The sequence below is a fragment of the Arthrobacter sp. UC242_113 genome (assembly GCF_044054585.1).
GTDB lineage: Bacteria > Actinomycetota > Actinomycetes > Actinomycetales > Micrococcaceae > Arthrobacter.
This window is the reverse complement of record NZ_CP171968.1, coordinates 4,253,385-4,267,198: the sequence shown is the minus strand read 5'-3', so window position 1 is coordinate 4,267,198 and position 13,814 is coordinate 4,253,385. Positions and strand designations below refer to the sequence as shown.

Here is a 13,814-nt window from a genome sequence, read left to right as displayed (position 1 = left end):
TGATGTAATTCCGCGGAGCTGCCCAGATCCGGGTAATTTCTTCGTTTCCGGGGTCATTGACTTTCCCGGCCCGACGAAACGGCACATAATGCCCACGGGACACAGGGCGGGTGCCGCCGGGGACAGGGTGGGACGAGCGGAGTAGAGTTTCTGGCACGAGGCGTCGACCGCAGCAGGAAGCAGGGGGACATGTCCGGCACTGAGCATGATCCGATAAATTTTCGGGAAGTCGATCGGCAGGGAAATCCCACCGGATACGGGCGCATGATCCCCGCCGGTGACGGACGACTCGGCCCTTCGATGGCAGGCCATGGCAGGCAAGACTTTGGGCAGCCGGGCTTTGGGCCGGCACAACCGGGCACTGGACCCTACGAGGCGGCGGACTTCGGGCAGCGGAGCCGCCTGGCCGTGAACCCGTTCATCGCGGCGTTGTGGGTTCTCGTGGCGGTCCTGCTGGTGTCGCCCTTCGGAGTCTTCACGCTCGCGCAGGAATCACTGAATTCAGGCACCGAGCCGCAGGTCATGCCCGTCAGCTACATGTGGATCACGTTCGCGCCGCAGATCCTTTTCGCCGGGCTCGTCGGAGCCCTTGGCCTGATTTTCTGGCACGCGGCGCAATGGCAGCGGACGCGTTGGCAACGGAACGGGGCAAAGCAGCCCCCGCCGTCGTAATCCCCGCCCAGCGCGAACGGACAGTTAAGCACCCGCACCTACCCGGCCGGGACCTCGCTCGCCACCGGGTCAGCCGCATTGATGGCGCCCGGAACAATGGCGGCCGACTGGTACGAGCCAAGGTGGCGCAGCCGGAGCTCCTCGGTGACCTGGACGTACCAGAAACGCGCGCCGAAAGCAGGGCTGGGCGTGTCCAAATGCCGGTACAGCCCGTCAGCAAGCCGGGACAACTCGGCATCTGGCATCGATGCGAGGACCAAAGCCGGGTCCACGGCCTCGTTCAGGCGTCCGTCCAGAAGACGGCGCAGTTCCTCGTCCGGCATGGGACCGGCGGATGCGTCTTCAGGCATGGCTTCTTCGTTCATCACGGCGTCAGTCATCGCCCCGGCACACGCAGTTGTTTTTCAAGGAGATCCCCAAAATAGCGAGTCTGAAGGCCAACTGCATAGCCCTCGCCCGATCGTACGGAAATGTCCCCGCGGTCACAAGTACCCCGGTTCACGGCATGTGGGACCCAGCGGCGTGGGGAGCTTCAGGTGCCCAGAAGCTTGGGCGCGGCGGCCTCCGGCCAGTCGATGCACTGCGTGTACACCTCGTGTTTGCGCAGGTAACGGGCCGTAAACGGGCAGTGCGGGATGATCCGCTTGCCCGCCGCCACAACGTCGTCGAGGGCAAAGTGGATCAACACCTTGGCCAGACCGTGGCCCTGGAACTGCTCGGACGTCTGGGTGTGGATGAAGTCCACGTGCCCGGGCTTGTCTTCGAACCTGACCTCCACTGCCAGCTTCCCGCCCACATGCAATTCGTAGCGGTGGAGTGCATCATTCCGGAAGGTGGTGACGTCCGGGGTGAATTGATCCTCGGCGGCTGTCGTGTTCTCGGTCATGGTTCGACATTGGCACTTAATGGCTGTGCTGGCAATGGTCGAATTCCGCGCGCTGGAATGCGCCCCAGCAACAGCACGGCCAGGACGAAGCAGGCGGTACCGCCGCCCAAGAGTCCCAGCGTCAGGCCGTTGACGGCGGCGTCAGCCACCGGGACAAAAACGACGACGACGGCGGTCACCACGGCGGCCGGCGGCCGGCCGCGTGAGTGCATGGCCGGCGTCGGCCGTTCCTCAAGCCGCCCGAACAGGAGGACCGCCGGCAGCAGGAGGAGGACCACTCCGACGAAGACGAGCGGGCGTGACCACCACCATCCCGCGCTGCCCGAGGCGGGTTTGGGAAAGTCGGTCAGCAGGAGCAGGCCGGTCATGGCAGCCAGCAGCGGCAGGTGCCAAAGGTAGACCGTCATGGCGTGCCGGCCGACGACGACCATCACCGCACGGATCCAGCGCACCTCGGCCAGTGCATTCAGCAGCGGCCGGGAAAGCTGCAGCACCGCCGCCTGCGAGATACCCAGCAGGAACAGGCTGAGGTTGGGCGGATTCAGGTTCACCAGCATGTTGTCCCGGTACAGGCCCAGCACCACCAGGACGAGCATCAGCAGGTTGCTCGCGGCGATAAGCCCCACCAGCTGCGACCTGCTCCACCGGTCCAGCCAGCCGTCCGCCATAAAGAACCCGAGTTGCTGCGCGGCGCACCACACGAACACCATGTTGATGTAAGCAAGCGTCGGGAAAGCCCCGCGGAAGCAGTCCACCGTCACCACCAGCGCCACCAGGCCCAGCAGAGTCAGCCACGGTGCACGCCGGTGCAGCCCCACCAGGAGCGGAATGTTCAGCTGGGCCGCCAGATAGGCCGCGAGGAACCACAGCGGCATGCCGGCCCCGCTGGCCAGCAGCTGCACCACCTGCGGATCCACACCGGCCAGCAGCGCGCCCCACAAACCGACGAACATGACTGCCAGCAGGGCTGCCGCCGGACGGACCAGGCGCAGCAGCCGTGACTGGACGAACTCAAAGCCGCTGCCGCCGCGCGCCTGCATACGCCGCCAGGACTGCACCCCGGTGATGCCTCCGGCCACGAAGAACAGCGGCATCACCATGAAGACCCAGATGACGGGCTCGAACCAGTCCTGCTCGGCCAGGGTGTTTTCCGTGGTGACAGTGCCGTCGGGGTGCAGCACCGGGCTGGTCATCATGCAGTGCCCCACCACCACCAGGGCGAGGCAGACTAAGCGCGCGCAATCGATGGCCAGGTCCCGGGCGGGCCCGGCGATGTCCGTCCCCGCCGCCGGCTCCGTGGAATTCTTCATGGCGCCCCCACCACTGGAACTCGCTTACGTCGTTGTACCTTCCATTGTGCGCCAACTTGCCCCTCATGTGAGGTCTGGAGTTTTTGTCCACATATTGGCCGCTAAGAGCCCCCGAAGTCGCGATACGTGGACAAAAACTCCATCGTCAGCGGCTGAGGATCGCCAGCGTGCTCGCGCCGAAGTCCTTCGCGGCAGCGTTCCAGCGGGACAGCAGCCCCTGCAGGTTCTCGCCGTCGGCCCGGTGCGCGGGAATCTGCTCCTCGAGCGTGGCGAGGACGCCGGTGCGGAGTTCGGTGTTGAAGTTGACCTTGCCCACGTTCATGGCCGGGGCCTTGGCCAGGTCGACCGCCGGAATGCCGGAAGCGCCGTGGAGCACCAGCGGGATGTGCGTGCGCACGGCAATGTCCTGCAGGACATCCCAGCGCAGCCGGGGCTCGCCGTTGTACTTTCCGTGGACGTTGCCCACGGCCACGGCGAGCAGCTGCGCGCCTGTCCGTGCCACGAAGTCCTCCACCTGGGCGGAGTCGGTGAGCCCGGCAACCTCGTTGCCCGCGGCCTCCCGTTCGGCACCGAACGCCTTGTCCTCGTCGCCGGCCAGGCCGCCCAGTTCAGCTTCCAGGACCACGCCGGCATGGCCCTGGGCCTCGAGCGCGGACCGCACTGCATTCACCAAGGCGACGTTCTCTTCGTACGGCAGCGCCGAACCGTCGGCCAGGACGGAGTCCGCACCGGCAGCGACGGCGGCAGTGATGACGTCGAGGTCTGAGGCGTGGTCGAGCTGCACGGCAACCGGCACGGAAGCGGCGTCGGCCAGTCCCCGGAGCGCGGAAATGAGCCTCAGCCCATTGGCTGTGGCGGCGGTCTTGGGTGCCACCAGCAGGATCACCCCGCGCTTTGCTTCCTCCGCGGCGCTCACCACGGCCAGGGCCGTGGTGAAGTCGTAGCAGGTGAACGCCGGCACGGCCGACCCCCGTTTGAGGGCGGAAACCACCAGATCGTCGAGCTGTGCCCGCATCAGCCTTCCCCGGCCGTGCGCTTGGTGGGGGCAACCACCTTGATGACGGCCGAGTCGTCAGCGGCGGCGAGCCCGTGGGCCTGGCCCAGCAGGTACAGCTGCTCGGCGGCGGCGGCAACGGGGGTCGCCAGGCCAGCAGTGCGCGTGGCCTTGCCCACGATGCCCATGTCCTTGACGAAGATGTCCAGGCGGCTGAGCACCTCGGCACCGTCCTCGGTGTAGGCCTCCAGGATGCGCGGGCCGCGGTTGGACAGCATGAAGGAGCCCGCGGCGCCGGCCTCGAGGGCGGCCAGGGTCTTCGCCTGGTCCAGGCCCAGCGCGTCGGCCAGCGCCATGGCCTCGGCTGCCGCCGCGATGTGGATGCCGCACAGCAACTGGTTGACGGTCTTCAGCGCCTGCCCGTCACCGGGCTTGTCTCCGACGACAGTCAGGGTGGAGGCGAGCAGCTCCAGAACCGGCCGCGCCGATTCCAGGGCAGCGGGTTCGGCTCCGACGACGATCAGCAGGTCGCCCTCGCCTGCACGCTTCGGACCGCCGGACAGCGGGGCGTCCACGAGCCCGACCCCGAACTCGGCCAAGCGGGCCACGGTGGACGGGATGGCCTCCGTGCCCACGGTGCTGGTCAGGATGACGACGGCGCCAGGCTTCAGCACGGAAGCCACGCCGTTCCCGCCGAACAGGACGTCGTCGAGCTGTTCGCTGTTGCGCACGGCAAGGAGCAGGGCGTCGGTGTCCTGGGCGGCTTCCCGGGCGGAAGCGAAGGTCTTCACGCCGGATTCCTCGGCGAGGCGCAGGCGCGGTTCGGCGATGTCGAAGCCGTGGACGGTCAGCTGGCTGGCGAGGCGGGTAGCCATGGGCAGTCCCATGGCGCCCAGTCCGAGGACGGTGACTGTGTAATTCGAGGTCATGATGTTCTCCAGTGAGAGTGGCATAGGGGACCGGTGCTTGAGCTCGTCGAAATCGCGGTCTCGACGAGCTCGGCCGGCGGTTGCTAGAAGGTGTTGCTGAGCTTGCTGGTGACCTGGGCGAGCGACTCGTCATCACCGACGTTGCCGGCAAAAACGATGTAAGGGATCCCCTTGGCAGGGCCGTCAACCGGCTCCCACAGGCTGACAATGCCCGGCAGCATCGGCCCGCGGACGATCGCATGCCGGATCTCAAGCCCGTGCGCCGCCACATCGGAGGACGTGATGCCGCCCTTGGCTATGACAAACCGCGGCGGGAAGGTTTTCAGCGTCCGGTTCACCACGGCGACCACGGCGGCGGACACGGTGCGCGCGATCCGCAGGCTTTCGGCCGGGTCGTCGGTCTTGATCAGCAGGCGGCTCGTGTGGACGATGACGTCACCGCCGTGCAGGGCCTCCACTACGGTGTCCACCGTCTGGTCGAGGTACGCGGCTGCCTGCTCACCGAGGAGCTTTTCGACGTCGATCTCCACAATGCGCGCACTGCTGTGCCGGTCCGTGAGCACCTTGAGCTGCCGGGTGGTCACGCCCACGTGGGAACCGACGACGATCAGGCCGCCGGCTTCGGAGGGGGTGTTGCCCGCGTACGCTTCCTCGCCGCTGAGTTCAGGCCTGATGTTCTGGCCGATCCGGGCGCGCATGAACGGCGGGCCAACCCGGTACAGCAGCTTCTTGCCGCGGCGCTCCGCCTCCTCGAGGCCCAGGGCCAGGGCGCGCATGTCGTTTTCCGTGACGATGTCCACCACGATGGGCGTGGACTGCGTGGCCGGCTCGACCGCGTTGGCGATCGCCTTGGCAGACACCTCGGCCTGCCCGGTGGCGGAACCGGCGCGGATGATGTTCAGGTCCAGCACAATCACGGAGTCGGCCGCGAACCGCCCCTGCGACTTCTCTTCCACGTACTTGGCCATCTCGGAGTTAACGAAGCCGAAGGTGGCGTCCTTGGCGAATTCGGTCTCCGCAACGGGGACCAGCTCGCCGGACTCCGGGCCGCGCGTGTAGTGCACGCCGCCAATGGTGATTCGGCCGGCGTCGGGAAATGCCGGAACCATCACGACGCCGTCGGTTGACTCTCCGCTTTCGGCCGCCACCGTCGCGGCAATGACGTCCGGTTCCAGGGGGAAGTGTCCTCGGAGGGTCGAGTCGCTGCGGCTCACGAAGCCGAGCTTGACCTCTCCTTCGCCGTCGCGGGCAGCGGCAAGGGCGTTGCGCACCACCTCTTCATTGCGCTCAGCCGCTTCTGCAGGGTCGAGGCTGCGGGTGTTGGTCAGCACGTACACGGCGGGCTTACCCTGATGGAGGGCCCACTGGAAGTCCTCGACTTCCCAGCGGGTGAGCACAGGGAGATCCGCCACCGACTGCGTGCCGGTGGGATCGTCGTCGAGCACCACAAGGACGCGCGGAGACGTGGCAGCCGTGGCCGCAACAGCGTCGGCCACCTGCCGGGCAGGGATCTGGAGCTCGGCGGGAAAGGCGGCCAGAACGTCGGATTCGAGGGGCACTGTGCACTCCGTTGTGTCGAAACTGTCTTGAGGATGACTTGTCAGATGTCAGACATCTGTTGTTTGGTGCTAGTGTGGCATAACGCACAGCACGTGCGCAAGTACACTTTGTGCAGACATCTCCGGCTGTAGAGGCCGCACACGCTGAACGGAACAAATGGCACGCAAATCATTGGTGGGCGTCGTCGCCGACGAACTCCTTGACCGCATCATCGCCGGCGAGTTTCCGCCGGGCAGCAGCGTGCCGGGAGAACTGGAACTCAGCGCACGGCACGACGTCAGCCGTATGACGGTGCGTGAGGCGATGAAGACCCTCGAGGCGCAGCGCATCCTTAGTGTGGAACGGGGCCGCGGCACCTTCGTGAACCCTCTGAACCGCTGGTCGTCTCTCGAGGCAGTGCTGCGGGCCACCTCCGAGGGGCAGAACGGCCCCGCCGCCGCGGTCCAGCTGATCGAGTTGCGGCGGATGCTGGAAACGGGTGCCTGCGAACTCGCGGCACAGCGCATTACCGACGCCGAGCTTGAAGGCCTTCGGGACTGCGTGGCGGACATGCGCAAGGCGCACCAGAACAATGACGTGGCGAGCTTTGTTGCCGCCGACCTGGCGTTCCATGACCAGATACTGCAGGCGTCAGAAAACGTCTTTGTGGCCGTCCTCTTTGAACCGCTGCACCGCGTTCTCGAAAAGGGACGGACCGAAACGTCGAAGGTGCCGGATATCCAGGAGCATGCGATCGGGCACCACCAGAACATCTACGAGGCCCTGGCTGGCCGCGATCCCCAGCAGGCGCGCAAAGCCATGGACGCCCACATGCAGCAGACTCTTAGCGACCTCAGAAGCTACGTGCTGGAAGCCTAGTCCCCGGGCGCCGCGTCCGATACTCTGCAGGAACGGCCCGCAGCCGGGTATCGATGGCGATCACGAGGAGCGAAGTTGTCTAATAACACCTACAGCATTTCTGAAATTGTCGGAACCTCGACCGAAGGCATTGACGCGGCCGTCCGCAACGGCATTTCCGACGCCGCGAAGACGCTGCGCAACCTTGACTGGTTCGAAGTCAAGGAGGTCCGGGGCCACCTCGAGAACGGCCAGGTGGCGGACTGGCAGGTCACCCTGAAGCTCGGGTTCCGCCTGGAGCGGGACTAGATTTCACCGCGCGGCAGCGGATTTAAGTAAGGCGGCGCCGGCTGACATTCAGCCGGCGCCGCCTTACATGCTTAATCCCGCGTACGTTCCTAATCTTGGCCGGCAGCACTCCGGCGCCACACGGTGGGAATCCCGCGGAACGCCGGAAATACCTGTCCTTCAAAAAAGGCGTGCGCCTCGTCCGGCGAGTCGGCCGGGGCCCACATTCCCGACGCCGGGCAGTGAGTACCGGTCGAAGCAGAAGGTGTCTGGCGTTCCCGAAGCAGTGCGATGCGTTTCATCGTCGAATGTCATCCTTGGGTCGGAGGGCTGGTAGAGGTTCCTCCTCCAAGGCTATGAAACGCACCACATCGGCCCAATGGGCGAATGAATAGAAAACTGGGCTCCGGCTGGGCATCAGCACAGGCGTCCAGCCCGGATGGTCTGACCGCGAAGCGTGCCCGGCGGGGAAGCCGGTCAAGGACCGGTGGGGTTCGGCCTAACGTCAGCGTTGGACGCCGCCTCCGGCGTGCCGAAAACGGCAGCCTCCTCCGGCGTCGTGCTTCCAACCCTGTTGTTAGCGGTGGTGCCCGCGCCGAGACTGCCCAGCAGGATCAGGGCGTCCGCGGACGGCGAGCCGGGCCTGGCCGAATAAATGCGAAGCATCTGGTCGGCGTCGTCCGGTAGGACCAGATTTTCAAAGTTCAGTTCCAGATCGCCAACCGCAGGATGATGGAGCCGCACGCTGCCCGACGAACGGGTGGCCACTCGGTGGCCCGCCCACCATTGGCGGAAATGTTCACTGTGCACGGCCAGCTCCCCCACCAGCTGGTTTGCCTGAGCGTCATTGGGATGGCGCCCTACGTCGACCCGAAGCGCCCCCGCGGCCTCCGCCGCCACTGATTTCCAGTCCCGGAAAAGCTCACGGGCCCGCGGATCGAGGATGAGCCAGCGGGTCAGGTTCCGCTTCCCCTGCGACAGCTCCGGAAAGTCAGCAAACAGCAGGAAGGCTATCCGGTTACCCGCCAGGACGTCCGTGCGCCGCCCCAGGACAAGCGCGGGCACGTCGCCCACGGCTTCCAGCAGCTGGCGCAGCGCTGGCCGGACCGCCTGGACGGGCAGCGGCGACCGCGTCGATTCTGCGCAGTGTTCCAGGAGGTCCATCATGTGGGCCTGCTCTCCGGCGTCGAGCCTGAGGGCCCGCCCCACCGAATCCAGCACAGCCCGCGACGGGTGGATGTTCCGGCCCTGCTCCAGCCTGGTGTAGTAGTCCGTGCTGACACCGGCCAGCCGGGCGATCTCCTCCCGCCGCAGCCCCGGGACGCGCCTTGCCCCGGCGCCGTCAGTGATGCCGGCCACTTCCGGTTTCAGCCGCGACCGCATTACTTTAAGGAATTTGCCGAATTCGGCGCTCTGACCCATGGACTCCATTCTGACGCCTTCGGGACCTGGTTTTCTACAACGATGGTAGGACTGGCAAACCTAGGAAAAACAGGGACAGCCACAGCTGCTGACTCGGGGGCTCCGGATGCATAGGCTCGTAACCAGCCACCCAAATGCAACAAGGAGAATCACATGTCGCAGACCCCGGAATCCAGCGCTCACACGTCCCGGCAGCGTTCCGTGCCACAGGACCTGGAGATCCCGCAACTCGCGCTCAACAACGGCGTCTCCATCCCGCAATTGGGATTCGGCGTGTTCCAGGTGCCGCCAGAGGAGACGCAGCGGATCGTCGAGGATGCCCTTGAAGCGGGATACCGCCACATTGACACCGCAGCGGCCTACCGGAACGAGGCCGGGGTGGGCGCGGCCATCGCCGCCGCGGGCATCCCGCGCGAGGAACTCTTCATCACCACGAAGCTCCGCAACGGTGAGCAGGGCAGCGCTCACGAGGCGTTCCAGAACAGCCGCAACGCCCTCGGGCTGGATTTCGTTGACCTTTACCTGATTCACTGGCCGGTGCCGTCGCAGGGACTCTATGGTGAGGCCTGGAAGGAACTGGAAAAGATCTACGCGGCCGGCCAGGCCCGTGCGATCGGAGTCTCGAACTTTTTGGAGCAGCATCTGCATACCGTTCTGGCGGACGCAGAGGTGGTGCCGGCGGTGAACCAGTTCGAACTCCACCCCACATTCCAGCAGGTACCTCTTGCCGCCAAAAGCCGCTCCCACGGAATCGCAGTAGAGGCCTACAGCCCGCTGGGGCAAGGCGCGGACCTGGAAGCGCCTGCTGTCACCAGTCTTGCCAGGGAACGCGGGGTTACACCCGCGCAGATTGTCCTGGCCTGGCACCTGGCCTCCGGCAATATCGTCATACCCAAGTCCGCGGACTCCACCCGCATGCGGGAAAATCTCGCGGCTGCGGCGATTCAACTGAACGCCGCTGAAGTGGAGTCCATCAACGCACTGGAGGCCGGGTCACGCATCGGCGCAGATCCCGCCGTCGCCGCCTTTTCCCAGCTCTAAGCCAAAGGACAACCAACCATGCAGTACACACATCTGGGCCGTTCGGGCCTGAAGGTTTCCCGGCTTTGCCTCGGCACCATGAACTTCGGCCCGCAAACCGAGGAATCCGCCGCTCACACGATCATGGACTCCGCCCTCGGCGCCGGGATCAATTTCTTTGACACCGCGAATGTCTACGGCGGAGCCGAACACCGCGGCTGGACCGAGGAGATCATCGGCCGCTGGTTCGCCAAAGGAGGCGAGCGCCGAGAGCGCACCGTGCTGGCCACCAAGCTTTACGGCACCATGACGGACCGCCCCAACGAGTCCAAGCTTTCCGCCCTGAACATCCGGCGCGCCCTGGATGCGAGCCTCAAGCGGCTGCAAACCGACTACATCGACATCTACCAGTTCCACCACGTGGACCGGAACACGCCGTGGGACGAAATCTGGCAGGCCATCGAAGTGGCCGTCCAGCAGGGCAAGATCCTCTACTCGGGCAGCAGCAACTTCGCCGGCTGGCACATCGCGCAGGCGCAGGAAGCCGCCGCCCGCCGCAACTACACCGGACTGGTAAGCGAGCAGTCCATCTACAACCTGCTGACCCGGAACGTGGAACTGGAGGTCCTTCCCGCCGCCCAGCAGTACGGGCTGGGGATCATCCCGTGGTCTCCGCTGCACGGCGGGCTCCTTGGCGGGGTGCTCAAAAAAGAGCGCGACGGCGTCCGGCGCCTTGAGGGGCGGGCGGCAGAAACTCTGAAGAAACACCACGACAAGGTCCGGGAGTATGAGGACTTCGCCGAGGAACTGGGCCATGAGCCGGGAGACGTAGCTCTCGCATGGCTGCTTCACCAGCCCGCCGTGACCGCCCCCATCGTGGGCCCCCGCACGCAGGAACAGCTCGACGCCGCCATCCGGGCCGTGGACGTGCCGCTGAACGAGGATGCCCTCAAGCGGCTAGACGCGATCTTCCCAGGGCACCGCACCGCTCCCGAGGATTACGCCTGGTGACCGGCGCGGAAGACCCCATGTTGGCCCAGGAATGCTCCCCGGGCGCTGCGGCGCTGGACCTTCTTTTCATCGGCGGACCCGCGTGATCAGCGCCGCGACAGTGGCGCACGCGGTGGAGCTTGATTCCAAAATCAAGACCCTGGTGCCCACTTTTGCGGCCACCGTGGCGTTTTCTACCGGTGCGCGCGAGGTGGTGCAATGGCACGGCTCTCAGCCGGAGCTCCAGGTGGTTGACCACGGATTCATGGATATGAGCGAGACGCTCATCAACTGGGTCCGGCGGCCCGCCTAGCATCGCCGGCCTGGAGCAGCCATTCCGGCGGCATCATGAGGGCTTCCTGCCCTGCGGTTTCTACCGGGCGTTTCTCATCGGGCCGGCGGCCGCTGGGGATCCTCCAGCGCCGGCTCGTCAGGTTCGCCGTCCGGTCCGGTGGGTGGCCCCGGGTTGTCCTGGCGAGGAACAGCGGGTTCGTCCGCGGGCGGGTCCTGACTGGGGTCGAAGGGGAATCCCTCGGGCGAACCACTCTTGGGCTGGTCCGTATCCTCGGGCTGGTCCGTCGGGTTCTGCTCCGGATCGGTGGGCGTTTCGCTCATGGTCTGGATCCTTAGCTGTTGGAAGGCGAGGATTTTTCTCCTGCCGGGCACTCCAAGGATTACCAGCGCCGCCATGGTTAGTCCAGAGCAGCAAGCCCGGCGAGAAGCGGCGGAAGAATCAGTCAGCCGAGGCTATCAGTTCACGAGTTCGGTGCGGGAGTGCCGGCCGGTCCACATCCGGTGGCCGCGCTCCAGTTCGACGACGTCCCGGCCAAACGAAGCCAGCAGCGCCACAAGCGCCAGGACAACGGCAGTAGCGCCGATTCCACCGGGCACCCCCGGCGTGAGTGCCAGCAACAAGGCGCAGGGCTGGTACGCGCCAATTACCTTGCGCACCCTCTTAACAGGCAGCGTTCGTTTCAGCTGAGGCCGGAACCATCCGGCGGCGACGAACGCGTACCACATGAGTCCGATAGCCAGCACCCAAGGACCGACGATAGGCACAGCCGCGCACGACAGTACGAGGACCAGCGCGGCATCGGTCTGGACATCCAGCCGACCTCCCGCCGGGCTCTCGCAGGCAAATCGCCGAGCAACGGCCCCGTCCACCGCGTCAAGAAGGAATGCCGCCGCACCCAGCACCAGCGCCGGCACGCCGGGCCCGGTTCCGCCGAACAACGTTGGAACCGTCACCGCCGCGCAGCATGCCACCAACACAGCGCGAATCAGGGTAACGCGGTCCGCAGCCGTCGTCAGCCGCGGCTTGCGGCCGAGGACAGAGGCCGCGGCATTTCCCACCACCGCCAGTCCTGCACCCATGGCGGTAAGGAAATACGCTGCTTCAGCACCTGCAGCGGCCAGGAACCAACTGCCGGACACAAGGAAACCAGCCATGGCAACGGCTACGTCCACCAAAGCACGCCTAGCGAGCAAGACCTGCATATGCCTCCTTGCGCTCATCGTAACAACAGGAGGCCCAGGAGCATCCCCGGGCTGACCTCGGAAGATGCAAGAACTGACACTCGAGGCAGCATACGGGGTCTGGGCAAACTGCCCCCGATAAGAAAGACTCTTCCGCATGGCACAAGCACCAGTCATCACGCTGAATGACGGCAACCGGATACCTCAGATCGGCCTTGGCACCTGGCCGCTGAACGACCGGGAGGTGAGTGACGCCGTCGTACGGGCTGCGGAAGCCGGGTACCGGCATATCGATACCGCAGTGCGCTACGGGAACGAGGCCGGCGTCGGATCCGGGATCAGGGCCAGCGGCCTGGGCCGCGAGGAGTTTTTCATCACCACCAAGCTGGACGGCGAATTCCAGGGTGGGGATCTGGCTGTGGCAGGCCTTGAGGGCTCGCTGCGGCGGCTCAACCTGGACTACGTGGACTTGCTGCTCATCCACTGGCCGCTCCCCCGCCGCGGAGAATTCATCTCCACGTGGAAGACATTCGAGCGGCTGCAGGGCGAAGGGAAGGTCCGGTCGATTGGCGTATCGAACTTCAAGCCCGCTCATCTTGAACAGCTGATGTGGGAGACCGACGTGGTGCCGGCCGTCAACCAGATCCAACTCAACCCCTCGGTAAACCGCTCCGCGGACTGGGCCTACAACGAGCGGCACGGGATCGCCACAGAATCGTACAGCCCGCTCGGTGCGGGATCGGGGCTGCTGTCCGCCCCCGTCCTGACACGGATCGCCGGCAAACACGGCAAAACGGTGAGCCAGGTGGTGTTGCGCTGGCACGTACAGCAGGGGTTGGTGGCCATCCCCAAGTCCTCCGATCCCCAGCGGATGAAGGAGAACATCGACGTCTTCGACTTCGCTCTGGATGAGGAGGACCTGACTGCCATCAGCACCCTCGATGAAGGCCCCGAGGCAGGGGTTAATTCCGACGTCCAAGGCCACTAGCGCCCGGCCCCCGGCATGCCCTGCCGGCAGCCCCTCACGGGATAGCGACTGGCAAATAAATAGTAAGCATGTTTAGTATTGAGCAGAAGGACGAAGCGTACCCGGCAATCCGGGTAACTCCTCTAGATGAAGAAGGAACGATAAAAGATGGGTTTTTTCGCATTTCTGATTCTTGGCCTCATTGCTGGAGCCATAGCCAAGGCAATCCTCCCCGGCCGGCAGGGCGGCGGCATTTTCATCACGCTTCTGCTTGGCGTGGTTGGCGCAATTCTCGGCGGCTTTATCGGCAGCGCGCTCTTTAATGTCGGTATCAACGAGTTCTTCTCGCTGTCCACCTGGCTGCTGGCGATCGGAGGCGCACTTATCGTGCTGCTGGTTTACGGCATGATCACAAAGCGCTCGGCCCGCTAGACAGAGCCCTGTATAAAGCAGCGCCGGAACC

Annotated in this window: 17 protein-coding genes; 8 read left to right on the top strand and 9 right to left on the bottom strand. The window is 65.4% G+C overall.

Annotated features, from left to right (window positions below; translation table 11 throughout):
* Positions 1-189 precede the first annotated feature (189 nt).
* The gene (locus ACHMXB_RS19435; protein WP_395401079.1) at positions 190-672 is read left to right on the top strand and encodes a hypothetical protein; all 483 of its coding nucleotides are present in this window, start codon (positions 190-192) and stop codon (positions 670-672) included.
* A gap of 38 nt (positions 673-710) precedes the next feature.
* On the opposite strand, the gene ACHMXB_RS19430 is transcribed toward ACHMXB_RS19435, so the two are convergent.
* The 6 genes from ACHMXB_RS19430 to ACHMXB_RS19405 all read right to left on the bottom strand — a co-directional run bounded on the left by ACHMXB_RS19430 (position 711) and on the right by ACHMXB_RS19405 (position 6,350).
* Positions 711-1,022, bottom strand: a complete 312-nt coding sequence (locus tag ACHMXB_RS19430; protein ID WP_395401077.1) for a hypothetical protein — start codon at positions 1,020-1,022, stop codon at positions 711-713.
* A gap of 182 nt (positions 1,023-1,204) precedes the next feature.
* A complete protein-coding gene (locus ACHMXB_RS19425; protein ID WP_236806335.1) occupies positions 1,205-1,558 on the bottom strand; it encodes a GNAT family N-acetyltransferase in 354 nt (117 codons plus the stop codon).
* Complete coding sequence (locus tag ACHMXB_RS19420; RefSeq protein WP_395401075.1) at positions 1,555-2,868, bottom strand: acyltransferase; 1,314 nt, start codon at positions 2,866-2,868, stop codon at positions 1,555-1,557. Before ACHMXB_RS19420 ends, ACHMXB_RS19425 begins: the two co-directional genes overlap by 4 nt.
* Before the next feature lie 145 nt (positions 2,869-3,013).
* A complete protein-coding gene (locus tag ACHMXB_RS19415; protein WP_395401073.1) occupies positions 3,014-3,883 on the bottom strand; it encodes a class II fructose-bisphosphate aldolase in 870 nt (289 codons plus the stop codon).
* Positions 3,883-4,791: an NAD(P)-dependent oxidoreductase gene (locus ACHMXB_RS19410; RefSeq protein WP_395401071.1), complete on the bottom strand. Its 909-nt coding sequence runs from the start codon at positions 4,789-4,791 to the stop codon at positions 3,883-3,885. Before ACHMXB_RS19410 ends, ACHMXB_RS19415 begins: the two co-directional genes overlap by 1 nt.
* Positions 4,792-4,874: 83 nt before the next feature.
* Positions 4,875-6,350 (bottom strand): four-carbon acid sugar kinase family protein, encoded by a 1,476-nt coding sequence (locus tag ACHMXB_RS19405; protein WP_395401069.1) that lies wholly within the window; start codon positions 6,348-6,350, stop codon positions 4,875-4,877.
* Between the two features lie 157 nt (positions 6,351-6,507).
* On the opposite strand from ACHMXB_RS19405, the gene ACHMXB_RS19400 reads away from it, so the two are divergent.
* The gene (locus ACHMXB_RS19400; RefSeq protein ID WP_395401067.1) at positions 6,508-7,209 is read left to right on the top strand and encodes a FadR/GntR family transcriptional regulator; all 702 of its coding nucleotides are present in this window, start codon (positions 6,508-6,510) and stop codon (positions 7,207-7,209) included.
* A 75-nt stretch (positions 7,210-7,284) separates the two neighbouring features.
* Positions 7,285-7,497, top strand: coding sequence for a dodecin (locus ACHMXB_RS19395; protein ID WP_111903282.1), 213 nt, complete (start codon positions 7,285-7,287; stop codon positions 7,495-7,497).
* 456 nt (positions 7,498-7,953) lie between these two features.
* Here ACHMXB_RS19395 and ACHMXB_RS19390 read toward each other — a convergent pair whose 3' ends face one another.
* The gene (locus ACHMXB_RS19390; protein ID WP_395401064.1) at positions 7,954-8,898 is read right to left on the bottom strand and encodes a helix-turn-helix transcriptional regulator; all 945 of its coding nucleotides are present in this window, start codon (positions 8,896-8,898) and stop codon (positions 7,954-7,956) included.
* Between the two features lie 219 nt (positions 8,899-9,117).
* Here ACHMXB_RS19390 and ACHMXB_RS19385 point away from each other — a divergent pair, with 219 nt between their 5' ends.
* From ACHMXB_RS19385 to ACHMXB_RS19375, 3 genes are all read left to right on the top strand, one after another.
* On the top strand, positions 9,118-9,939 hold the full coding sequence (locus tag ACHMXB_RS19385; protein ID WP_395405354.1) for an aldo/keto reductase: 822 nt from the start codon (positions 9,118-9,120) through the stop codon (positions 9,937-9,939).
* A gap of 18 nt (positions 9,940-9,957) precedes the next feature.
* Entirely contained in the window at positions 9,958-10,929 is a 972-nt protein-coding gene (locus tag ACHMXB_RS19380; RefSeq protein WP_395401062.1) for an aldo/keto reductase, read from the top strand.
* A gap of 82 nt (positions 10,930-11,011) precedes the next feature.
* A complete protein-coding gene (locus ACHMXB_RS19375) occupies positions 11,012-11,221 on the top strand; it encodes a hypothetical protein (RefSeq protein ID WP_395401060.1) in 210 nt (69 codons plus the stop codon).
* Between the two features lie 74 nt (positions 11,222-11,295).
* Here ACHMXB_RS19375 and ACHMXB_RS19370 read toward each other — a convergent pair whose 3' ends face one another.
* A complete protein-coding gene (locus ACHMXB_RS19370; RefSeq protein WP_395401058.1) occupies positions 11,296-11,523 on the bottom strand; it encodes a hypothetical protein in 228 nt (75 codons plus the stop codon).
* A gap of 135 nt (positions 11,524-11,658) precedes the next feature.
* The gene (locus ACHMXB_RS19365; protein ID WP_395401056.1) at positions 11,659-12,375 is read right to left on the bottom strand and encodes a CDP-alcohol phosphatidyltransferase family protein; all 717 of its coding nucleotides are present in this window, start codon (positions 12,373-12,375) and stop codon (positions 11,659-11,661) included.
* A 166-nt stretch (positions 12,376-12,541) separates the two neighbouring features.
* Here ACHMXB_RS19365 and ACHMXB_RS19360 point away from each other — a divergent pair, with 166 nt between their 5' ends.
* Both ACHMXB_RS19360 and ACHMXB_RS19355 read left to right on the top strand, forming a co-directional pair.
* A complete protein-coding gene (locus ACHMXB_RS19360; RefSeq protein ID WP_395401054.1) occupies positions 12,542-13,372 on the top strand; it encodes an aldo/keto reductase in 831 nt (276 codons plus the stop codon).
* Positions 13,373-13,519: 147 nt separating this feature from the next.
* A complete protein-coding gene (locus tag ACHMXB_RS19355) occupies positions 13,520-13,783 on the top strand; it encodes a GlsB/YeaQ/YmgE family stress response membrane protein (protein WP_102972847.1) in 264 nt (87 codons plus the stop codon).
* Positions 13,784-13,814 lie beyond the last annotated feature (31 nt).